Below are 22048 nucleotides of genomic sequence, written 5' to 3'. Positions count from 1 at the left end.
CCGCGGCGCGCCACTGCGGTCCTTGCGCATACTCGCGCCACACCTCCCCCGCTCCGCCGAGTGGCCTGCCGGCGTTGATCGTGGCCGTTGACAGTGGCTTGTGCGAGAGTTGCGCTCATGGCGGCAGAGCAGTTTCGAGCGATCTTGCGCGGCAGCGACGCCACGCTGGGGGTGGTTCGCGCGAGTGACATCGCCCGCCTGATCACCGGCTTGGAATCAGCAGTCGCGGCAGCGGCGTATGCCACCCTCGGTAAGCCTCGAAGGGGTACGACAGGCCGCCATCGGGCTGCTATCGAGGCGGCCTCACGGCTCCATTTCCAGAGCGTGGAGCCCGGCAGTGTCGTCGCCGTGCTCCGGCTCCCTGAGCTTGCTGAGGTCACAGACGCCACCCTCGATATCAAGGTGGACGACCTCGCCGGAGCGGCGTTCGACCGGCTCGTCGCGTCTTTCGCCCAACCTGACGACCAGGTCGACACCGGAATCGCCAGGGCGCTCGCCGACCTCGGTCAGGAGCTCGGCATCGGCGAGCGGCACGACGAGCTGCTGTTGACCAGCGCCAGGGTCCCTGGACAGGGTCGCCTCGACGCCAGCACCAAGGAGCGGATGCGTCGATTGGCTGACGCCCCCCTCGGACACCAGTCCGACGTCGTCGTGGGCACGCTGTATGAAGCGGACTTCGACCGTCATACCGCACGGCTGCACACGGTGACGGGCGAGACCGTGATCGTGGACTTTCCTGCTGGGCTGGCCGACGACATCCAAGAGGCTCTTCGGGAACAAGCCGCCTTCGAAGGCATCATCACCTTCGACCCGACCACCGCAACCGTGAAGCGCGTGGAGCTGCGCCGCATCAGCACTCCGGACCCGCTGCCGTTCGACACCTCGGCGTTCTGGGAGAGGGCGTCCGTCGAGCAGCTCGCACACGCGCAAGGGGTGCAGCCGGCCACCTTCGAGTCCCCGCTCGCACAGTGGAGTGAGCAGGAACTCGTAGACATCGCCAGCGCTCTGGCGGATCTGGACGCATGAGCCCGGACGACGTGCCGGCCGGTCCTTTGTTGATTGACACCGACGTCGCCACCTGGCTGCTGACCGGCGTGGGGGAAGCAGAGCCCTGGCGACCGCTCCTTCGCGGGCACCTCCTGACGCTGTCTTTCGTCAACGTCGGGGAGCTTCTCGCCCTGCCCCTTTCCCGGTCCTGGGGCACCGCGCGAAGGACCGCCTGGAGCGAGGCGATCAGGCGCAACTTCGTCGTGCTGCCCTTCGACGCGACGATCACCGAACAGTGGGCGGCACTGCACGTCAAGTACCGAGGACACCTGCAACGGGGCGGAGCCAATGACCTGTGGGTCGCGGCCTCGGCGTTGTCGGCGAACCCGCCGCTCCCGCTGGCGACGAACAACCTGAGCGACTTCGCCAAGGTCACCGCCGATCACCCTTTGCGCCTCGTCCATCCTGACCTGTAATCCGGTCGTTCTCTTCTAGTCCGGTCGTTTTCTTTCGCGCTGACGCGAGGCGGTACAGGCGGTACAACACGCCGAGCAGGTAGACCGCCAGCCCGCCGAGGATCGAGGCCACCGGCAGGGTCGCGACCAGGACGGCGCAGCCGAGCGCGCCGATCACCTGCAGCGCCTTGGGATAGCGCCGGTCGCGTCCGATCTGCGTCCAGGCCGCGAGGTTTGCCACAAGGTAATAGAGCAGGACGCCGAACGAGGAGAAGCCGATGGCGCCTCTCAGATCGGCCACCAGGACGAAAGCGCTCACCACCACGGCCAGGGTTGCTTCGGCGTGGTGCGGCACGCGGTAACGGGGATGGACGGCGGCGAGCCAGCGCGGCAGGTCACCGTTGCGGGCCATCGCAAGGCTGGTCCGCCCGATGCCGGCGAGCAGCGCGAGCAACGCCCCCAGGCAGGCGGCCGCACCGCTCAGGCGCACCACGGGTCCGGCCCATGACCAGGTCCCGGCATCCACCGCAGCCGCCAGCGGAGCGGCGGTCGCGGCAACACCATCAGCGCCCAGAACCGACAGGATCGACACCGCGACCACGGCGTAGACGACCAGCGCGATACCCAGGGCGGCGCCGATGGCCCGCGGGATCGTCCGTCCCGGGTCCCTGACCTCCTCGCCCATCGTTGCTATGCGGGCGTAGCCGGCGAAGGCGAAGAACAGCAGGCCGGCGGACTGCAGGATGCCGTAAGCGCCGCCTCCGATGACGTCGCCTCCGATGACGTCGTCCCAGCCGCCGAGCCGGTCGGCCTGCGCTTGCCCACCCGCCAGTCCGGCCGCCACCACCACGGCCAAGGCGGCCAGCACCACCGTGACGATGATCTTCGCCAGCCTCGCCGTGCGGGTCACACCCCGGTAGTTGACCGCCGCCAGCGCGAGCACGGCCGCCACCGCGACGGGCCGCGCCCACCCGTCCGGCGCCGCGTAGGAGGCGAATGTCAGCGCCATCGCCGCGCAACTGGCGGTCTTGCCGATCACGAAACCCCAACCGGCCAGGAAGCCGTACCACTCGCCCAGTCGCTGCCTGCCGTAGACGTAGGTTCCGCCCGATGTCGGGTACTGCGCCGCCAGCTGCGCCGACGAGGTGGCGTTGCAGAAGGCGACCAGCGCCGCGATCGCCAGCCCGACCAGCAGCCCGCCGCCGGCTGCCTGGGCGGCAGGGGTGAACGCGGCGAAGACCCCCGCGCCGACCATCGACCCCAGGCCGATCATCACCGCGTCGAACGTGCCGAGCCGTCGGGCCAGTTCGCCGCCTGCCGGCGCGCCGCTCACCGCTCGCCCTGCGCCTGAGCGGTCCGGCTTGCTACGCATCGGAGCATGAGAGGCGAGCCTTTCAGGGTGCCTGCAGATCGACGATCACCGTAACGTCGTCGCACGCGGCGGGCAGGTGGTGGGATAGGGCGCGTGACGGTTCCCCGGATGCACGCCGACGAGGTCGAGGTCGATCCTGGCCTGGTCCGCGGCCTGCTGAGCGAGCAGGCGCCTGACTGGGCCCGGCTACCGCTCACCCGGGTGCCCGCCTGGGGGACCGACCACGTGATCTACCGGCTGGGCGAGGAGCTGTCGGTGCGGCTGCCGAAGATCGGCTGGGCAGCGTCCCAGGGTGAGACGGAGCGGCGGTGGCTGCCCCTGATCGCCGCGCAGCTGGCCGTCAAGGTTCCGGTGCCGCTGTTCGTCGGCCGGCCACAGGGGGCCTACCCCTACCGCTGGTATGTCTCGCCCTGGCTCGCCGGCGAGAACCCCCGGCCGGAGGATGACCTGACCCTGCTGGCCGGTGACCTGGCCGCCTTCGTGCTCGACCTGCAGCGCCTGGACACCACCGGCGCGCCCCGGCCGAAGGGCTCGGACCGGGGCGGACCGCTCGCCGGCGCCGACGCCTCGACCCGCGACAGCGCCGAGCGGCTGCGCGGCCAGACCGACGTCGACGCCCTGCTCGCCGCCTGGGAGGCGGGAGTGACGGCGCCGGCCTGGGACGGCCCGCCCCGTTGGGTGCACGGTGACCTGATGGACGGCAACCTGCTGGTTCAGCGGGGGCGGCTGGTCGCGGTCATCGACTGGGGCGGCTGCAAGGCGGGCGACCCCGCCATCGACCTGGTCGCGGCCTGGAGCTTGTTCGACAAGACGAGCCGGGCGGTGTTTCGCGAGCGGCTCGGCTGCGTGGACGAGCCGATGTGGTTACGCGGCAGGGCATGGGCAGTCTCGGCCGCCGTCCACGCGTTGCCGTACTACCGTGACACCAACCCCGACATCGTCGCGCGATCCTGGCGCGCGGTGAACGCCGTACTCGCCGACCTCGATTGAGCACCTGAACTTCGTTCGCAAAAGGTGCGGGATTCGACGAAGCGATAAATAAGTAGACGATCCGCCTAGAAGGCGGTCGCATTATCAGCTAATTTTGCTATGCGCGGCCTTTAGCCATAGACAAAGCGCCTACGAAGGGCCATCTCTTGGTTTTAGATAAATGGTTCTTGGTCTACTGGAGACAGCGTCAAAGTCATGGGGCTGGCTGCTCCAGCAGCTTCCGTCTAGTCATGTCACAGCATCCTGCATTTGTGAGCAGCGATAAGTTCACTGGATCTAGGCATGCGCGTTCAAATAAACGCAACCTGGCATACTCCGACGAGTTCTCGCGTTGCTGGCAACCCCGACTAAGTCTTGACCCCTGACGACCCGTCGGTCTAGTCCGGCCCAGGGCAGGCAGTAGTCGTGACAACAGACCGCGTTCCTCCTACGCCTTAAGGCGAAATCCTGATGATGCACCATTCGAGCCAAGCGCGTCCGGGCGCGTCAAACAGCAGTAGAGGCGTGCTGCCCCGGTTAAGCGTCAACTAGTGGTGACAGATCCGAACCTTGCGAGTACGGTCTGTAATGGTCGATACGGGGGATTTAATGAGAGCGACCCAAGCGTTGGCACAACGCGGCTCGATCGACCAGTGAAGTCAGTTCGATTGCAGCATGCCGAAGGGCTCGGGACATCTCTAGTGTCCCGAGCCCATTCGGTGCTGTCTACTCGGTTATGCGGACGGCCAGTTGTTGTTCCGAGGCCAGTTGTTGTTCTCAGGCATGGTAAAAACACCCCCTTTCAAGTACGGCGGGCACACTGAATGAGCGACCAGTTACAGAATTTCCTGCTGCTTACCGTACTTAGTTTGACCTATTCGCACTCCCTAAGGCGAATAGAGAGATTACGGCGCGCCGTGGTGTTAGACCGCATCCCCGACATGCTCGGCATATGGACTTTCGCGGGTTCAATGCTCCTGCCAGCACCGCTGATCGTGGCTCTGGTAATGCTGGTCAACCTCGGAGAATGGCCGTCGCGTCGAGCCGTGGGGAACGGGCGTCCCCTCAAGTACACGGTGAGTACCGCCGGAACGACAGCGTCTTGCGTCGCCGCTTCATACGTCCTGCACCATCCAGCGCTCGGGGCCTTCGACATCCCGGCCGCGGTCCTGACCTTCTGGGCACTGAACATCGGCATCGTCGCGATCTTGATCCGGGCGTCAGGAAGTCGGAACGTCTGGCGGATGGTCTCAGCCGTCCCCCATGTTCAACTCGTCGAGGTTGGGACGCAATTTCTGGGAGCCGGCCTGGGCCTGGCCATGCTGTGGCATCAGGCCACTGCACTGGCCGCGCTACCCATCCTGTTCGCGGTCCACCTCGGTTCGCTCCGCCACGTCGTCGAAGTCGAGGATGCCTTCGACGAGGTGACCGGTCTGTGGTCTGAGACCGCATGGCGTGTGCAGGCTCAGCAGAGGCTCGACGATGCACGAGGCCACGTTGCGTTGCTCATGATCGATCCTGACGAGGCCGGCCAGGAGTGCCTCATTATGCAGACCATCGCGCCAGGCCTTGGCCCGTCGGATCTGCTCGGCCGGTACGCCACTCGGCAGGTCGTGGTGCTGATTCTGGTCGGCCGGTCCGAGGCCGGTCCGTTCCTGGCCGCCGGCTTCCGGGCCGATCTGGCGACCGGCGGCGTTCAGGCAGCGCTCGGCTGCGCGACCACGGCCGACTCCGAGCTGGAGGCCCTGCTGATCGAGGCCATGTCAGACCTGATGAGCCGCCGAGCGGCGGCCGGGGTCAACCGAAATTGGTAGCAGCGCTCAGCTGTCCTCGGCTCCCTTGACAACCGAGATCAGCGCACCTTCGAGAGCCAACAGCACCGACCCGAACGCAGTGAGCCCCTCAGAGTCCGCAGCCCTACTCCGCTCGCCCAGCTCCAGCAGCAGGACGGCAGCATCGACGCCAGCAGCGACCGGTCTTCTGACACGTCGATCTCGAACTGGGTGGCGTACCTCAACACGACCTCACGGGCATCCACCCCGAGAGCGCTGGCGGTGCCCTCGATGACCTGCCGGGACTTCGGCCAGCCCTTGACCTCGCCTTTGCTGATCTTGCCGAACGTCTGATACGGAACCGAACCACCGGAGCGCTCTTCGAGCTGGCGGAGGGTCAAACCGGTGGCAAGCTTCTGACGGACGAGTTCGGCGATGGTCAGCTCGCGTCCGACTGGGTCAATCACTGCGTAGATCGACCCCCTCGGGTATCAAGCGGCGACACTGGTGGGCAGCACGGCCGGCATCGGGCCCCGGCGACTACCAAAGGTGAGGTAGCCGAACCATCCGACGCGAAGCACTCCGCCGCTGAGACGGCCGGCTTCAGCAGCCAGGCGCTTCTAGTTTCGCCCGGTCAATTGCCACTGCACTCGATCACCACTCAGGCGTAGCAGCCAAGACTCGCCCGCCTGCTTCGACAGCCTGGTCGGGGGTGTCATCACGTCCGGCCAGGGCGGTGATGGCTTCGTCGATCTGACAGGTCAGCGATTCGGCGTCGAGTTCGTCCAAGTAGCGAACTGCCGCACGGGTGAAGAACTCCGAGCGACTCATCCCCAGATCGTGTGCTCGCCGAGCTGCCCTCTCGAAGAGATCATCGGGAATGGAGATCGCGGTCTTCATGACGTGAGTATGACCAGCGGCGGAATGAGGCTGGACGCGAGAGCTGATGCCGGATGGAACACAGCAGGCAGTCCCTGAGGCTTCGGGCGCTACTCACCGATGTCGTGAGCGATGTGGAAGACGCCGATGGTCGCGAGGACGGCCTCTTCGACCTGGGTCTTCTCAATGCCCAGCTCGGCCAACGGGCCTGAACCGGCTTCGTGCTCCAGCAGGGCAAGCAGGATGTGCTCGGTGCCGACGTAGTTGTGCCCCAGTCGCAGCGCTTCGCGAAAGGTCAGCTCCAGGGCTTTGCGCGCGTCCGTGCTGTACGGGATGAGGTCGGGCAGCGTGTCGGCCGCCGGTGGCAGCGTCGCCGTGACCGCGGTTCGCACGGCGTCCAGCGCGACGCCCTGGTTCCGCAGGACCAGGGCCGCGATCGCCTCCGGCTCGCTGAGCAGCCCCAGGATCAGGTGCCCGGTCAGGATCGTGTCGTTGCCGGCGGCCCGCGCCTCGTTCTGCGCGGCCATCACGACGTTGCGGGCCCGCTGGGTGAACCGGCTGAACCCCTGGCTCGCATCGAGGTCCGGGGCTCCGGCCTTGGCCACGAAACGCTTCTGCGCCGCCTGCTTGGTGACTCCCATACTCCGTCCGATGTCGGTCCAGGAAGCACCGGAACGCCGCGCCTGATCAACGAAATGTCCGATCAGGTGGTCGGCCACCTCGTCGATGTGCTGCGCGGCCAGCACGGCGTCGGCGAGTTGATCGAGGGGGTCCGTATGCACCTTCTTGATGGTGGCGATCAGGTCGTCCAGCCGGACCGGGCTGCTCATCTGGGTTGGCTCTACCATGTCGACAACCATAGGTTGACGCTGATCAATCGTCAACCTCGGGTTGTCGGTTACGGCCTCCCTGCATTGTGCGGCCCGAAACGTCGTTGCGAAGGCCGTTCCAGCGACGTTTCGGGCCGCACTATGCGCCAAGGGCGGCGGCGTCAGGTCCCGCAGAACGTCACGTACGAGCCGAAGTCCTCCGGAGCGGGCGCGGCGTAGCGCTCCAGGCCGGGGCGCTCGTCGAAGGGCACGGTCACCGCCTCGAGCAGCCGGTGCAACGGACCGAGCTCGCCCGCGACCCCGGCGGTGAGAGCCTCCTCGACCAGGTGGTTGCGCGGGATGTAGGCAGGATTCACCCGGTCCATGGCCTGCCCGTCCGGCGCCAGGGCGAGCCAGCGCCCCAACCAGTCATCCAGCGACGCTAGGTCCAGGACCAACCCCCGCACCGGCTCGGGCTCGCCCCGGGCGGCCGAGCCCAGGCCGCGGAAGAACGATGTGTAGTCGACGTGGTTGGCCTGCAGCATCACCAGCAGGTCGTCGACCAGCGCTGCCGCCTCAGCGGCCTCGGCATCGGAGGGCAGGCCCAGCTTGGCGCGCATGCCGGCCGTCCAGGCGGCGGAGTACTGCTCGCGGAACCGCCCGAGCGCCTCCACCGCAAGTGCGATCGCCTGCTCCTGGTCCTCGGCCAGCAGCGGCAGCAGCGCCTCGGCCAGCCGGGCCAGGTTCCACTCGGCGACCACGGGCTGGTTGCCGTAGGCGTAGCGCCCGCCCGCGTCGATCGAGCTGAAGACGGTGGCCGGGTCGAACACGTCCAGAAAGGCGCACGGGCCGTAGTCGATGGTCTCGCCGGAGATCGTCATGTTGTCGGTGTTCATCACGCCGTGCACGAACCCGACCAGCATCCAGCGCGCCACCAGCGAGGCCTGAGCCGAGACCACGGCCTCGAACAGGGCCAGGTAGCGGTGCGGAGCTTCCGCGGCGCCGGGGTGGTGCCGGCTGATCGCGTGGTCGGCCAGCCGGCGCAGCAGGTCGAGGTCGCCGGTGGCGGCGGCGTACTGGAAGCTGCCCACCCGCAGGTGGCTGCTGGCCACTCGTGCCAGCACCGCTCCCGGCACCACGGTCTCGCGGTACACCGGGCGCCCCGTCGCCACCACCGCCAGCGAACGGGTCGTCGGGATGCCGAGCGCGTGCATCGCCTCGCTGATGACGTACTCGCGCAGCATCGGACCCACCGCGGCCAGGCCGTCACCGCCACGCGCGAACGGCGTGCGCCCGGACCCCTTCAGGTGCAGGTCGAGACGCCGCCCACCGGGAGTGACGACCTCGCCCAGCAGCAGTGCCCGCCCGTCACCCAGCCGCGGCGTGAACCCGCCGAACTGGTGCCCGGAGTACGCCTGCGCCACCGGGGTCGCTCCGCTGGGCACCAGGTTGCCCACCAGGAACCGCAGGCCGTCGGGGCCGCGCAACCAGTCGGCGGCCAGGCCCAGTTCGGCAGCGAGCGGCTCGTTGAGCGCCAGCAGCCGCGGGTCAGGAGCCGGCTCAGCCTGCCACGGCAAGGCCATCTCACCCAGCTCGCGGGCGAACCGGTCTTCGAAGTCGAGAGTCGGCACGGGTGCAACGCTCATCTGTCCAAGCCTACCTGCGGCGCGGACCGCCGCCTCTGCGATCACGGGCGACCGTACGACGATCACGGGCGGCCGCATGACGATCACGGGCGGCCGCACTAACCGAAGGGGCGCCTGCCCCCACCTTCACAGCTGGCGCGAGACCTCGCCGATCGCCTGGTCGAGCATCTCCAGACCCAGGGCGATCTCGTCCTCGGTGCTGGTCAGCGCCGGCGCGATCCGGAAGGTGCCACCCATCCCGGGCAGCTGCACGACATTCATGTGCAGCCCCAGCTCCAGGCAGCGCCGGGTCACCAGGGCGCCCAGCTTGTCCGAGCCCTGCTTGGTGTCGCGGTCGGTCACCAGCTCCAGGCCCTGCAGCAGGCCGCGGCCGCGGACGTCGCCGACCACAGCATGGCGGTCCTGCATGGCCAGCAACCCGTCTCGCAAGACGCCGCCCAGCTTGTGCGCCTGCTCGTCCAGCCGCTCGCGTTCCAGGACGTCCAGCACGGTGTTTCCGACAGCGGCGACCAGCGGATCCGAGACGTGCGTTGTGTAGAACAAGAAGCCCCGCCGGTGGGCCTCCTCCTCGATGGCGGCGCTGGTGATGACCGCAGCCAGCGGCAACCCGGCGCCCAGGGTCTTGGACAGCGTGATGATGTCGGGGACGACCCCGTCCCGCTCGAAGGCGTACCAGGTCCCGGTCCGGCACAGCCCGGTCTGCGCCTCGTCCAGGATCAGCAGCATCCCGCGCTCGTCGCACTTGCGCCTCAACCCGGCCAGGTACCCCACCGGCGGGTCGATGACCCCGCCCGAGCTGAGGATCGGCTCCACCAGGCAGGCCGCCAGGCTGCCGACCGACTGGGCGTCGATCAGGGCGAAGGAGTAGTCCAGCTGCCGCTGCCAGTCGAGCTCGCCCTCGGCGGTCACGAAGTCGGGACGGTAGCTGTTCGGGGTCGGGATGGCGAGGTTGCCGACCGTGGGCCCGTAACCGTTGCGGCCGGCGCTGTAGGTGGCCGCCGCGGCCCCGGCGGTCATGCCGTGCCAGGAGCCGGCGAACGACACGATCTCGTGCTTGCCGGTGACCAGCTTGGCCATCCGCAGGGCGGCCTCGTTCACTTCCGCCCCGGTCGTCAGCAACAGGGCCTTCTGCAACGGCGCCGGCAGCGAGTCCGCCAGCCGGCGGGCCAGCTCGACCACCGGGCGCGACAGCATCCCGCTGAACAGGTGATCGAGTTCGGCGACCTGCCGCTGGACGGTGGCCACGATCTCCGGATGCGAGTGCCCCAGGATCGCGCTCATCTGTCCCGAGGTGAAGTCCAGGATCTTCCGGCCGCTCTCGGTGTAGACGAAGCTGCCCTCGGCGCGGGTGATGATCTCGGTGGTGAAGCTGCCGCCGTAGCGGATCAGGTGCTGATCCACCTCTGACCAGAAGTCGTGAGCCATGACCAGACGCTACAACCGATCCCCGCCTGCCTGCCGCCCGTTTGCCGATGGATGGCGCTGGCGGCGCTGGATAGGCGCGATCGTTGGCCCGCTGGCAGGGCGACGCGCCGGCGTCGACCCTGCTGCGGGGCCAACGATCCGTCTGCACGTGCGGATCGCCCGATCGCAGGCAAGATGGGCCGCATGACCGGCGACCTCGGCGAACGAGCCGACCTCGGCGAACCAGCCGACCTCGGGGACGCACACTCCCCGGCAGTCACCGTGGTCCCGATCGAACGCGCCCCCGACGCCTTTCAGCAGCCGGTGGCGCCCAGCGTCCTGCTCGCTATCTGCCGGCGCGCTCTGGGCGCCGGCGTGCGAGTCCGGCAGATCGTCGAAATCGGCGTCGGCACCTACAACAGCACCTACCGGGTCGACATCGTCGAGGGCGAGCCGGTGATCCTCCGGGTCGCTCCGGAGCCCTCGCGTCAAGGGATCGCCGCGCGCGAGGCGATGCGCAACGAGTACGCGGCGCTGCCCTTCCTGGCGCCCCTGGGCGGGCTGGTCCCCCGCACCCTGGCCGTTGACTTCACCCACCAGTTGCTGGAGCGCGACTACCTCGTGCAGACCATGCTGCCTGGCGAGCCGGCCTCGCAGCGGATCCCCGGCTACTCCGCGAGCGCGCTGCGGTGCCTCTACCGCGAGCTCGGCTCGGTCACCAGGACGATTCACGAGGTCACCGGTTCGGCGTTCGGCCCGGTCGCCGGACCGCTGCACGCCACCTGGAGCTCGGCGCTCATCGCCGGATTCGAGCGGCTGGCCGAGGAGTTCACCACTGCCGGCCTCGACGCCGCTCCGGCTCACGGGGTGATCGCCGCGGCGGAGCGTCATCGCGCCGAACTCGACGAGGTCACCGTCCCGGCGCTGCTGCACGGCGACCTGTGGACGCTCAACATCCTGGTCGACACCGACCCGGACCGGCCCACGATCACCGGAGTGCTGGACTGCGATGCGGCCTCCTGGGGCGATCCGATGTCGGACTGGACGGTCAACCGGGTGCTGTCGCGGCCCGGCACCGAGGTGGACGCCTTCTGGCAGGCCTACGGCAGCCCGGCCGGTGGCCGGTCCGAGTCGGTTCGCGCGCTGGTCTACCGGGCTCGTAACGCCCTCGGCGCCCGGCTCGACATCCACCGGCGCGGGTTGGACACGCGCGACATCCCACCGATCCATTGGGACGTCACCGACGTCCTCAGCGCGCTGGCCTGACCTTCGATATCGCCCCTGGGTCATCAGCCGGTCACCCACCGTGAACGTTTCTGCCGTCGGAGCAAACCTGAACGCTGACGCGTTGAGTCCGAGGATCCGCTGGCGTGCGGCGTCGGTCGCTTCCGGCAAAATCCCGGGATTCAAATGCGAGAATGGTGCGGTGACAGCCGAGGTGACCACTGAAGTCCGCGAGGTCGAGCCGCCCAGGCCGCGTCGCCGATTCAACGGTCTGTTCCCCGACAGCTTGCTGCACCACCGCCGGCCCAAGTGGTGGCAAGAGATCGCCATCATCGGTTTCTGCTACTGGATCTACAGCCAGGTCCGCAACCTGGTGCCCGAGCAGAAGAGCATCGCCGACCGGCACGGCCGCGGCGTCCAGCACCTGCAGGACGCGCTGCACCTGAACTTCGAGCTCTCGCTGAACCGCTTCGTGGCCAGCCACGAGCCGCTGGCCCAGGTGATGAACTACTACTACGCCACCCTGCACTTCGTGGTGACCATCGGCTGCCTGGTGTGGCTGTACCGGGCGCATCCGCGGATCTACCGCGGCGCCCGGACCGTGCTGTTCGCCACCTCGCTGATCGCGCTGGCCGGCTTCTACCTCTACCCGCTGACGCCGCCCCGGCTGCTGCCCCAATACGGCTATGTCGACACGCTGATCACGTTCCACACCTGGGGCTCGCTGGCCGACCCCAACATCGCCGAGCACTCCAACCAGTACGCCGCGATGCCCAGCCTGCACATGGCCTGGGCGCTGTGGTGCGGCGTCGTGATCTACTACTGCGCCCGCCGCTCCTGGGTACGCTCCCTCGGCCTGGCCTACCCGGTCTGCACGCTGCTCGTCATCGTCGGCACCGCCAACCACTTCATCATCGACGCCGTCGCCGGGCTGGTGGTGTTCTGGATGGGTGGCGCGGTCCAGTACCTGTCCTCCGGCCGGAGCGCCTTCGTCGAGGCCCCGATCTACCGGCACGCGGGCAACGAGCCCACGCCTGAGCGGCGCAGCTCTCAGCCGGCCGGGTCGTAGAACACCGACTCGACGACCCGGCGGGCCCGTCGCGCGACCTTGCGGTAGTCATCGATCAGCTGGCCGGCCTCGAATCCGGGCTGATAGCCCAGCACCCGCCCCACCGCCTCCAGCACCCGGCCGGGCTTGGGCAGCTGATCCTCGGCCTTGTCGCGCACCAGCATGATCGCGTTACGGATCCGGCCGGCCAGCCGCCAGGCCGCCACCAGTGCCGCCGCGTCGTCGGCCGCCAGCTTGCCGGCCTCCACCGCGGCCTGCATGGCAGCCAGCGTTCCGGTGGTGCGCAGCCCGGGAACCTGGTCGGCAAAGCGCAGTTGCAGCAGCTGAACCGTCCACTCGACGTCGGCCAGCCCGCCGCGACCCAGCTTGGTGTGGGTGTGCGGATCAGCGCCGCGGGGCAGCCGCTCGGCGTCCACCCGGCCCTTGATCCGGCGGATCTCCACCACCGCGGGTCCGGCCAGGCCGCCGGCGGGGTAGCGGAGGGGTTCGATCAGCGCGATGAACCGCTCCCCCAGCTCGGGGTCGCCGGCGCAGAACCGGGCTCGCAGCAACGCCTGCGCCTCCCATACCGAGGCCCACCGCTGGTAGTACTCGGCGTAGGAGTCCAGCGACCGGACCAGGACGCCGTTGCGGCCCTCCGGCCGCAGGTCGGCGTCCAGGCGCAGCGGCGGATCGGTGGACGGGGCAGCCAGCATCGCCCGCAGCCGCTCGGCGACCAGATGCGCCCGGCGGCCTGCCTCGGCGCCGGCGCCGCAGTCGGAGAAGACGAACAGGACGTCGGCGTCCGAGCCGTAGCCCAGCTCCCGGCCACCCAGCCGGCCCATCGCTACCACCGCGAACCGCACGCCCAGCTCGGGCACCGCCTGCTCGGCTGCCACGATCCGCTGGACGGCGCTGAGCGCCGCGGCCAGGGTGGCGTCGGCCAGCTCGCTGAGCGCCTCGGCCACCTCGATGTCGCCGAGCTGGCCGAGCAGGTCGGCGAAGGCGATCCGCAACAGCTCCACCCGGCGCAGCGAGCGGATCGCGTGCGCGGCCTGCGCCAGATCGTCCTGGCGGCCGGCTGCCGAGCCCATCAGCACCTCGAGCTCGGCCTGCCGGCGGGGCCGCAGCTGGTCATCGGCGGACAGCATCTGCAGCGCCTCCGGCGAGCGCACCAGCAGGTTGGCCACGTAGCGGGACGTGCCCAGCAAGGTGGCCAGCCGGGACGCCACCGCGCCCTCGTCGCGCAGCAGCCGCAGGAACCAGGAGGTGCTGCCGAGAGCGTCGGAGACCTGCCGGTAGGCCAGCAGCCCGGCGTCCGGGTCAGGTGCGTCGGCCAGCTCGGACAGGATCACCGGCAGCAGCGCCCGTTGCAGCGCCGCCCGCCGGGACAGCCCCGCGGTCAGCGCCTCGATGTGGCGCAGCGCGCCCTGCGGATCGGTGTAGCCCAGCGCCTCCAGCCGTCGCCGGGCCTCGCCCGCGGTCAGCCGCAACGCCTCGGCGGGAACCCTGGCGACCGCCTCCAGCAGCGGGCGGTAGAACAGCTTCTCGTGCAGCCGCCTGACCTCCCGGGCGTGCAGCGCCCATTCCGCGCGCCACACCGCCACCGCGTCGCCGCGGCTGTCCGGCCGAAAGCCCAGCGAGCGCGCCAGCCGCAGCATGGCCGCGGGGTCGTCGGGCACCAGGTGGGTCCGGCGCAGCTTGACCAGCTGCAACCGGTGCTCGGTCGCCCGCAGGAACTGGTAGGCGTCGGCCAGGCTGACCGCGTCGTCGCGGCCGACGAAGCCGCCGTCGCGCAGCGCCGCCAATGCTGGCAGGGTCGCCCGGACCTGCAGCGAGGGATCGGCCCGGCCATGCACCAGCTGCAACAGCTGCACGGCGAACTCGACGTCACGCAGGCCACCGCGACCGAGCTTGATCTCGCGTTCGGCCAGGTCGGCGGGCAGGTGCTCGACCACCCGCCGGCGCATCGCCTGCACATCGGGGACGAAGTCCGGGCGTTGCGAGGCCGTCCAGACCAGCGGTGACAGCGCCTGGACGTAGCGCTCGCCCAGCTCCAGGTCGCCGGCGATCGGACGGGCCTTGAGCAGCGCCTGGAACTCCCAGGTCGAGGCCCACCGCTTGTAGTAGGCCTCGTGACTGGCCAGCGTCCGGACCAGCGCGCCGGACTTGCCCTCCGGGCGCAATGCGGCGTCGACCTCCCACGCCGCCTGCCCGCAGATCCGCATGGTGTCGGCGGCCAGCCTGGTCGCGGTGGCCAGCGCCGCGCTCTCCTGGTCGGCGTCCTTGGCCGTCCCGGTCGCGGCCGGCTCGAACACGAAGACCACGTCGACGTCGGAGATGTAGTTCAACTCGCGCCCGCCGGCCTTGCCCATCCCGATGACGGCCAACCGGCAGCCGGCCGCGTCGGGGGGTAGGCCCGCTCGCGCGACGGCCAGCCCGGCGCTCAGGACGAAGCCGGCCAGGTCGGCCAGCGCCTCGGTGACCTCCTGCAGGCTCAGCTCGCTGGCAAGGTCGCGGGCGGCCACCAGCAGCAGCTCGCGCCGGTAGGCGGCTCGCAACGCCCGCACCGCGGCCGGCCCGGTCACCGTGGCCGGCGTGCCGGCGGTACCGGTCACCGGATCTGCCGCCGAGGCGCCGACAGCGTCGGCGAGCCGTTCGGCGGCCGAGTCGACTCCTGGCAGCTCACCGGCGGCGCCCCGCAGGAGCAGCGCGTCGCCGGGATGGGCGCACAGGTGTTCGGCCAGCGCCTGCGAGACGCCCAGCACCCCCAGCAGCCTGGTCCTGAACTCCACCGAATTCCGCAGCTCGGCCACGATCTCGGGGCCGGGCTCTTTGACGGCCAGCTCGGCCAGCATCGCCAGCGCCTGGTCAGGTGCTGCCGCCCGGCCCAGTGCCGAGAGCACCGCCGCCGCGGCCGGATCACTGGCCTCGTTGCGCTCGGAATCCCACAACCGCAGCGCCGGCGAGGTGAGCAATCCGCCGGCCCGCACCGGATCGGCGAACCCGGCCCGGGCCAGCCGCGCGGTCAGCCGGCGGGTCTGCGGCGTGGCCACCATGCCGGCTGCCGGGGTGCCGACTGCCGAGGTGCCGGCTGCCGGGGTGCTGTCTGCCGGGGCTGCCGGGGTGTCGGGCCCCCGAGTTTGCTCAGTGTCCGGGTGGCTCACGCGAGGCCTGCAGCTCGGCCGCCAGGGCCGCCCGGATCGCGGCAGCGTCGGTGATCGGCCCAGCGGTCGTGGTCACCGATCCGGCGCCGGCCATCGGCAGCAGCCGCGGCCCCGCGCCGGCCGGCGGTCCCGCAGCCGCCGGGTCAGCAGCCAGCCCGACGAAGGCGGCGACCACTGGCTGCCACACCTCGACGATGTCCGGATGCGCCCGGGCGCTGCGCTCGAGGATGGCGGGCAGGTCGTAATCCTGCAGCAGCTCCGCGTCATGCTCGGCCCACAGCGCCACGATCTCGGGGGTGGTCTCGATGTGGAACTGCAGGCCCCAGGCCAACCGGCCGATCCGGAAGGCCTGCACCTCGCACACCGGTGAGGACGCCAGCAGCACCGCTCCCGGTGGCAGCTCGCTGATCTCATCGACGTGCCACTGCAGGACGTCCGGCGTGATCGGCACCTCACGCAACAGCGGGTCAGCGGCGGCGGCCTGCCGCTTGGCGACCAGCTGCGAGCCGTACTCGGGGGTGTCGGCGGGTCGCACCCGGCCACCGGTGGCCGCCGCCAGCAGCTGAGCGCCCAGGCAGACGCCGAGGGTGGGCAGCTCGGTCCGGACAGCCTCGGCGAGTAACTGCCGCAGCTGCGGCAGCCACGCCGCCCGCTCGTCGTCGTAGGCGCCCATTCCGCCACCGAGCACCACCAGGGCCGAGTAACCGCCCAGGTCGGCGGGCAGCGGCTGGCCGGTGGCCGGCGAGCACATCACCAGCTCCGCGCCGGCCGCCCGCAGCCAGCCGTCGAGCATGCCGATCGGCGCGATCAGGTCGTTCTCGACAACGAGCACCGGGAGCTGCGGACGGGCGGCCATGCCTGCAGGTTACTGAACCGGGCGCGCCGCCCGCTGGCGCAGGTACTCAGCGCAGCTGGGCAGATTGCGGATCGTGATGGCGTCGTTGAGGGTGAACGCGTTCAGGGCGCCGCCGAGTCGCGCCGCCAGCCGGGTGATCGGCGTGTCGTACTTCTGCGCCATGTAGCGATAGTTGACGCGGGCCTCGGCGAAGTTGTGTTGCGAGCTCTTGGCGTGCGGGTAGTGGATCGAGCTCGCCGCTCGGTTGAGAACGAACCGGACGCCATCGAGGTGCAGCCGGTACCCCAGGTCGATGTCCTCGCCGCCCCAGCTGCGGAACTGCTCGTCGAACCCCCCGACCGACCGCAGCCGATCCGTCGGCGCCGACACATTGCAGGTCCAGTACAGCACCCAGGGCGCGGGCAATCGGCCCAGGTCGTAGGCATGCCTGGCGTAGAAGGGCTCACGAAGGTCGGCCCACCGCCCGGTCTCGCGCAGCACCTCGATGGTGGCGTCCGGATCGTCGAAGTCGAGCGTCCGGATCATCTCCTCGGCGTCGAAGTCGTTGTTGTCGAAGCCGTAGACGTAACCGCAGACCGCGACCGGCCCGCCGGCCTGCTCATGGCTCTCGACATGCGCTCGCACGCAACCTGAGTGCAGCACCACGCCCGAGTCCACGAACACGCACACCTCGCCGGTGGCATGGGCGATCCCGACGTTGCGCGCCTGCGCCACCCGCCAGCCCTCATCAGGCTGGAAGAAGTACCGCACATCAAGCCGATCGTGAAAGCCGGCCACCACCTCGGCCGTCCCATCGCTGGAGCCGTCATCGACCACCAACACCTCGAAAGCGGCCTTCGGCAGATCCTGCCGGGCCAGCGACTCCAGCGTGTGCCGCAGCAACTCAGCCCGGTTGTAGGTGGGAATGACGACACTGCACCTCAGGACGGTGGCCACCGACATCTCCCTGCGTCTCTCAGGTGCTGGCCCCCATGAGTCAGGGGCAGGATCGGGGCGAGTATCTCTGCCAGCAGGCTGTGTCCGCTAGCGGCTGCGCCCCACCGACGCCGGATGACACATCCCGCACGGGAGTGACTACAGCGAGGGCAGGTACCTGCGCAGCTCGAACGGGGTCACCTCGGCGCGGTAGTCCACCCATTCCGAGCGCTTGTTGCGCAGGAAGAATTCGAAGACGTGCTCGCCCAGCGTCTCGGCGACCAGTTCGGAGTCCTCCATCGACCGCAGCGCGTCGGCCAGGTTGTGCGGCAGGTCGTCATAGCCCAGCGCCCGGCGTTCGGTGTCCGACAGCGACCAGACGTCGTCCTCGGCGCCCGGCGGCAGCTCGTAGTTCTCCTCGATGCCCTTCAGACCGGCCGCCAGCAGCACCGCGAAGGCCAGGTACGGGTTGCACGCCGAGTCCGGCGACCGGACCTCGACCCGGGTGGAGTTGGCCTTACCGGGCTTGTACATGGGCACCCGGACCAGGGCGGAGCGGTTGGCGTGACCCCAGCACACGTAGGTCGGGGCCTCGACCAGCTGGCCCGGGGCCGACCAGCCGAACAGCCGCTTGTAGGAGTTCACCCACTGGTTGGTGACCGCGGTGATCTCACGGGCGTGCTTCAGCAGGCCGGCGATGAACGAGCGCGCGGTGGCCGAGAGGTAGAGGCTGTCCGCCGGGTCGTGAAAGGCGTTGCGGTCGCCCTCGAACAGCGACAGGTGGGTGTGCATGCCGCTGCCCGGCTGGTGCCGGAACGGCTTGGGCATGAAGGTGGCGTGCACCCCGCGGGTCCGGGCGACCTCTTTGATGATGTGCCGGAAGCTCATGATGTTGTCGGCGGTGGACAGCGCGTCGGCGTAGCGCAGGTCGATCTCCTGCTGGCCCGGCGCCACCTCGTGGTGACTGAACTCGACCGAGATGCCGACCGCCTCGAGCGCGGTGATGGCGCTGCGCCTGAAGTCATGGGCGGTGTCGTGGCTGGTCATGTCGAAGTAGCCGCCGTCGTCGATCGGCGCCGGTTCGCTGCCGTCGGTGGGACGGTTCTTGAGCAGGAAGAACTCGATCTCGGGGTGGGTGTAGAAGGTCAGGCCCCGCTCGGCCGCCTTGGACAGCGTCCGGCGCAGCACGTAGCGGGGGTCGGCCCAGGACGGCGAGCCGTCGGGCATCGTGATGTCGCAGAACATCCGCGCGGTGTCGCTGGGCTTGCCGTCGTCGTCCTGCAGGATCTGGAAGGTCGCCGGGTCGGGACGGGCGAGCATGTCGGACTCGCTGGCCCGGGCGAAGCCCTCGATCGCCGAGCCGTCGAAGCCGATCCCCTCGGCGAAGGCGCCTTCGAGCTCGGCCGGCGCGATGGCTACGGACTTGAGGTAGCCCAGCACGTCGGTGAACCACAGCCGGACGAACCGGATCTGTCGCTCTTCCAGGGTGCGTAGGACGAATTCCTGCTGGCGATCCACAGTTGGTGAGTCTGCCGGTTACCTGTGTCAGGCAGGTAACAACCGGCGGAGTCCGGCGTGTCAGCGAGGGCGGTCAGCCGCCGGTGTCAGGCAGTGCGGGCCGGGGCCCAGCGATCAGGCTGCGCTGTTGGCGACCCATCCCGCCCATGAGATGTTCCAGAAACCGGAGTTCCAGACCGCCAGGTTACGACCGGTGTTGCGCACGTCAACGATGTCGCCGGGCACCGAGAAGTCATAGAACCAGTAGGCGTTGGCGGGTGAGACGTTGAGGCAGCCGTGCGAGACGTTGACCTTGCCCTGCTGCGCGATCGACCAGTCCGCCCAGTGCACGTACTCGCCGTCGTAGCTGATCCGCACGCCGACCGGCACGACCTTCTTGTACGCCTCGTCACCCTTGCTCAGCCCGAAGGTGGCCGAGTCCATCTTGATCTTCTTCTCACCGCCCACCACCACGTGCGGGCCGGAGTTGGTGCGCAGGTCGATCGGCCCGTTGTCACCCTTGATCCGGGCGTCGCGCCCCATCGACGTCGGCATCGTGCGGATCAGCCGGTCGTTGGAGTAGACCTTGATCATCTTGGTCCGGTCGTCGACGATCGAGATGTGCTTGTCGCCGACCCGGAACCAGGCGCTGGTGTCAGCCTGGCCGTAGAGCGAATTGCCGAAATTCTTGCCGTAGGCCTTGGCGGTGATGCTCACCTTGGTGCCGGGCTTCATGTAGTTCTTGGTGCGCCAGTAGACGTTGGAGTTGTCCAGCCAGCTGAAGCCGCCGACCTGCGCCGGCTCGGTCTTGACCGCTATCGCGGCCTGGGCGGCCTTGCGGTCCGGAATCGGCTCGTCGAAGTGGATCCGCACCACCTGGCCCACTCCGAAGGTGACTCCGGGCGCGATGCCACCGCCGGCCGCGGTCTGGATGTAGGGCATCGTCATGTTGGCCGGCTTCAGCGTGCTGAAGTTGCTGGTGGTAGAGGTCTGCTGACCGGCGGCGTTGGTGGCCGTGGCCTCCAGCGAGTACAGGCGGTTGTAGCCGAGCGCCTCGGCCGATGACCAGGACCGCTTGTCGGCCGACAGCGCGCCCTTGACCTGCTTGCCTTCGAGGTTGGTCAGCTTGACCGCGGACAGCGAACCGCCCGCCACCCCGACCTTGATGGGCGTCATCGGGTTGACGCCGGTCGCGTCCTTGCCCGGGTTGAAGCTCAGCACCGCCGGTGCCACCTGTGGTGCGCTGCTGGCCGCTGAGGCGGTCGCGTTGGAGTTGCTCGAGGTCGGTCCGGCCGCATCGGGGGCCTTCTTCTGCGAGCAGGCGCTCAGCACCAGCACGGTGGCCAGCACCCCCGACACCACCGCCGCCGATTTACCCCGGTATCCCGCCAAAACCGTTCCTTCCCACCTCACGGCCGCCCGCCGTCGCGGCGCCGTCGCGGATCATTGTGACGTACTTTCCGGGCTGCCACGGTCACGGCTCGTGACGAAACGGTGTCAGATCAAACTCGCCGGACTCCCTGCCAGCGCGCCGGCGACACTCCCTGCCAGCGCGTCGGCGCCGCCAGGCGGCAGACTAGGCGCGTGAGTGTCCTGCGGATAGCCCTGGCCCAAGTCGACCTGGTCGTCGGCGATCTGGAGACCAACCGGGCGATGGTGCGCGAGCGGGTCCGGCAGGCCGCGGGGGCAGGCGCCCAGCTGGTGGTCTTCCCGGAGATGACGCTGACCGGCTACCCGCCGGAGGACCTGGTGCTTCGCCGGTCGTTCCGGCAGGCCTCGTGCGCGGCGTTGAACGAGCTGGCCGCCGAACTGGCCGACGCCGGCCACGGAGACCTCGCGGTGGTGGTGGGCTACCTGGATTCCGAGGGCGGGCCTCGCAACGCCGCCGCCTTTCTCCAGGACGGCCAGGTGGTGGCCCGCTACTTCAAGCACCACCTGCCCAATTACGGCGTCTTCGACGAGTCCCGTTACTTCAAGGCCGGCACCGAGCTGAGCGTGGTCGGCTTCGGCGGCATCGACATCGGCCTGACGATCTGCGAGGACGTCTGGCAGGACGGCGGCCCGTTCGCCGCCGCCGCGGCCGCCGAGGTCGGCCTGCTGATCAACATCAACGGCTCGCCCTACGAGCGGAACAAGGACGACGTGCGGCTCGACCTGGTGCGGCGCCGGGCGATCGAGGCCCGCTCGGCGGTGGTCTATGTCAACCAGTGCGGCGCCCAGGACGAGCTGGTCTTCGACGGCGACTCGTTCGCGGTCGGCGCCGACGGCAGGCTGCTGGCCCGGGCGCCGCAGTTCGTCGAGGACCTGTACCTGCTGGAGCTGGACCTGCCCGACAGCGCCGGCAACACCGTGAGCCAGGCCGGTGAGCTCAGGGTCGGGCGCTACCGCGCGCCCAAGCCGCCCCGCCCGGTCAGCGGCGAGCTGGCCGAGCCGCTCGGGGTCGCGGACCGGCTGCCGGACGAGGCCGAGGTCTGGGGCGCCCTGGTGATCGGCACCCGGGACTACATCCTCAAGAACGGCTTCACCTCGGTGGTGCTGGGGATGAGCGGCGGCATCGACTCAGCGGTGGTGGCCACGATCGCCGCCGACGCCATCGGGGGCGGAAACGTCCACGGGGTGGCGCTGCCCAGTGACTACTCCTCCGAGCACTCACTGGCCGACGCCGCCGAGCTGGCCGCCAACCTGGGCGCGCCGCTGCAGACGGTGCCGATCGCGCCGATGGTCACCGCGTTCGTGGAGTCGCTGAAGCTGACCGGGCTCGCGGAGGAGAACGTGCAGGCCCGGGTGCGCGGCACCACCCTGATGGGCCTGTCCAACCAGCACGGGCACCTGGTGCTGGCCACCGGCAACAAGAGCGAGCTGTCGGTCGGCTACTCGACGATCTACGGCGACGCGGTGGGTGGCTTCGCCCCGATCAAGGACATCTACAAGACCTGGGTGTGGCGGCTGTCCACCTGGCGCAACGAGTACGCCGCGGCCCACGGTGAGACCCCGCCGATCCCGGAGGCGGTGATCACCAAGGAGCCGAGCGCGGAGCTGCGACCCGGC

18 protein-coding genes are annotated in these 22048 nt (G+C 69.4%); 7 read left to right on the top strand and 11 right to left on the bottom strand.

Going from position 1 to position 22048, the window contains the following annotated elements; genetic code table 11:
* The first annotated feature begins 117 nt into the window (after positions 1-117).
* Together VF557_05185 and VF557_05180 are read left to right on the top strand one after the other, a co-directional pair.
* Complete coding sequence (locus VF557_05185) at positions 118-1026, top strand: hypothetical protein (GenBank protein ID HEX8079580.1); 909 nt, start codon at positions 118-120, stop codon at positions 1024-1026.
* The gene (locus VF557_05180) at positions 1023-1463 is read left to right on the top strand and encodes a PIN domain-containing protein (protein ID HEX8079579.1); all 441 of its coding nucleotides are present in this window, start codon (positions 1023-1025) and stop codon (positions 1461-1463) included. Before VF557_05185 ends, VF557_05180 begins: the two co-directional genes overlap by 4 nt.
* Here the strand turns inward: VF557_05180 and VF557_05175 are convergent.
* Complete coding sequence (locus VF557_05175) at positions 1420-2775, bottom strand: APC family permease (protein HEX8079578.1); 1356 nt, start codon at positions 2773-2775, stop codon at positions 1420-1422. The two genes, VF557_05180 and VF557_05175, sit on opposite strands and share 44 nt — an antisense overlap.
* A 132-nt stretch (positions 2776-2907) precedes the next feature.
* Here VF557_05175 and VF557_05170 point away from each other — a divergent pair, with 132 nt between their 5' ends.
* Positions 2908-3804 (top strand): aminoglycoside phosphotransferase family protein, encoded by an 897-nt coding sequence (locus VF557_05170; GenBank protein HEX8079577.1) that lies wholly within the window; start codon positions 2908-2910, stop codon positions 3802-3804.
* Between the two features lie 803 nt (positions 3805-4607).
* Complete coding sequence (locus VF557_05165; protein ID HEX8079576.1) at positions 4608-5597, top strand: hypothetical protein; 990 nt, start codon at positions 4608-4610, stop codon at positions 5595-5597.
* 38 nt (positions 5598-5635) lie between these two features.
* Here VF557_05165 and VF557_05160 read toward each other — a convergent pair whose 3' ends face one another.
* The 5 genes from VF557_05160 to VF557_05140 all read right to left on the bottom strand — a co-directional run bounded on the left by VF557_05160 (position 5636) and on the right by VF557_05140 (position 10314).
* Entirely contained in the window at positions 5636-6022 is a 387-nt protein-coding gene (locus tag VF557_05160) for a hypothetical protein (protein HEX8079575.1), read from the bottom strand.
* A 187-nt stretch (positions 6023-6209) separates the two neighbouring features.
* The gene (locus VF557_05155) at positions 6210-6455 is read right to left on the bottom strand and encodes a CopG family transcriptional regulator (GenBank protein HEX8079574.1); all 246 of its coding nucleotides are present in this window, start codon (positions 6453-6455) and stop codon (positions 6210-6212) included.
* 89 nt (positions 6456-6544) lie between these two features.
* Positions 6545-7282 carry a Clp protease N-terminal domain-containing protein gene (locus tag VF557_05150; GenBank protein ID HEX8079573.1) on the bottom strand — a complete coding sequence of 246 codons (738 nt, stop codon included), beginning with the start codon at positions 7280-7282 and terminating at the stop codon, positions 6545-6547.
* Positions 7283-7425: 143 nt separating this feature from the next.
* Entirely contained in the window at positions 7426-8889 is a 1464-nt protein-coding gene (locus tag VF557_05145; GenBank protein HEX8079572.1) for a YdiU family protein, read from the bottom strand.
* A 126-nt stretch (positions 8890-9015) separates the two neighbouring features.
* On the bottom strand, positions 9016-10314 hold the full coding sequence (locus VF557_05140; GenBank protein ID HEX8079571.1) for an aspartate aminotransferase family protein: 1299 nt from the start codon (positions 10312-10314) through the stop codon (positions 9016-9018).
* 183 nt (positions 10315-10497) lie between these two features.
* On the opposite strand from VF557_05140, the gene VF557_05135 reads away from it, so the two are divergent.
* Together VF557_05135 and VF557_05130 are read left to right on the top strand one after the other, a co-directional pair.
* Positions 10498-11559 carry an aminoglycoside phosphotransferase family protein gene (locus tag VF557_05135; protein HEX8079570.1) on the top strand — a complete coding sequence of 354 codons (1062 nt, stop codon included), beginning with the start codon at positions 10498-10500 and terminating at the stop codon, positions 11557-11559.
* Positions 11560-11719: 160 nt separating this feature from the next.
* Positions 11720-12586, top strand: coding sequence for a phosphatase PAP2 family protein (locus tag VF557_05130; protein HEX8079569.1), 867 nt, complete (start codon positions 11720-11722; stop codon positions 12584-12586).
* Here the strand turns inward: VF557_05130 and VF557_05125 are convergent.
* The 5 genes from VF557_05125 to VF557_05105 all read right to left on the bottom strand — a co-directional run bounded on the left by VF557_05125 (position 12568) and on the right by VF557_05105 (position 20392).
* Positions 12568-15732, bottom strand: coding sequence for a bifunctional [glutamine synthetase] adenylyltransferase/[glutamine synthetase]-adenylyl-L-tyrosine phosphorylase (locus tag VF557_05125; GenBank protein ID HEX8079568.1), 3165 nt, complete (start codon positions 15730-15732; stop codon positions 12568-12570). The genes VF557_05130 and VF557_05125 overlap by 19 nt on opposite strands.
* Positions 15713-16588, bottom strand: coding sequence for a type 1 glutamine amidotransferase (locus tag VF557_05120; protein HEX8079567.1), 876 nt, complete (start codon positions 16586-16588; stop codon positions 15713-15715). The genes VF557_05125 and VF557_05120 overlap by 20 nt, the downstream gene beginning before the upstream one ends.
* A 9-nt stretch (positions 16589-16597) precedes the next feature.
* Positions 16598-17524: a glycosyltransferase gene (locus VF557_05115; protein HEX8079566.1), complete on the bottom strand. Its 927-nt coding sequence runs from the start codon at positions 17522-17524 to the stop codon at positions 16598-16600.
* Between the two features lie 138 nt (positions 17525-17662).
* A complete protein-coding gene (gene glnA / locus VF557_05110; GenBank protein ID HEX8079565.1) occupies positions 17663-19021 on the bottom strand; it encodes a type I glutamate--ammonia ligase in 1359 nt (452 codons plus the stop codon).
* 114 nt (positions 19022-19135) lie between these two features.
* Entirely contained in the window at positions 19136-20392 is a 1257-nt protein-coding gene (locus VF557_05105) for an Ig-like domain-containing protein (protein HEX8079564.1), read from the bottom strand.
* A 192-nt stretch (positions 20393-20584) separates the two neighbouring features.
* Between VF557_05105 and VF557_05100 the strand changes: the two genes are divergently transcribed.
* The coding region (locus VF557_05100) for an NAD+ synthase (protein ID HEX8079563.1) at positions 20585-22048 on the top strand (1464 nt) is incomplete at its 3' end.

It is taken from the genome of Jatrophihabitans sp. (genome assembly GCA_036389035.1).
In the GTDB taxonomy this organism is placed as follows: Bacteria; Actinomycetota; Actinomycetes; order Mycobacteriales; family Jatrophihabitantaceae; genus Jatrophihabitans_A.
The sequence above is the reverse complement of the archived record's forward strand: the minus strand, read 5'-3'. Positions and strand labels throughout refer to the sequence as shown.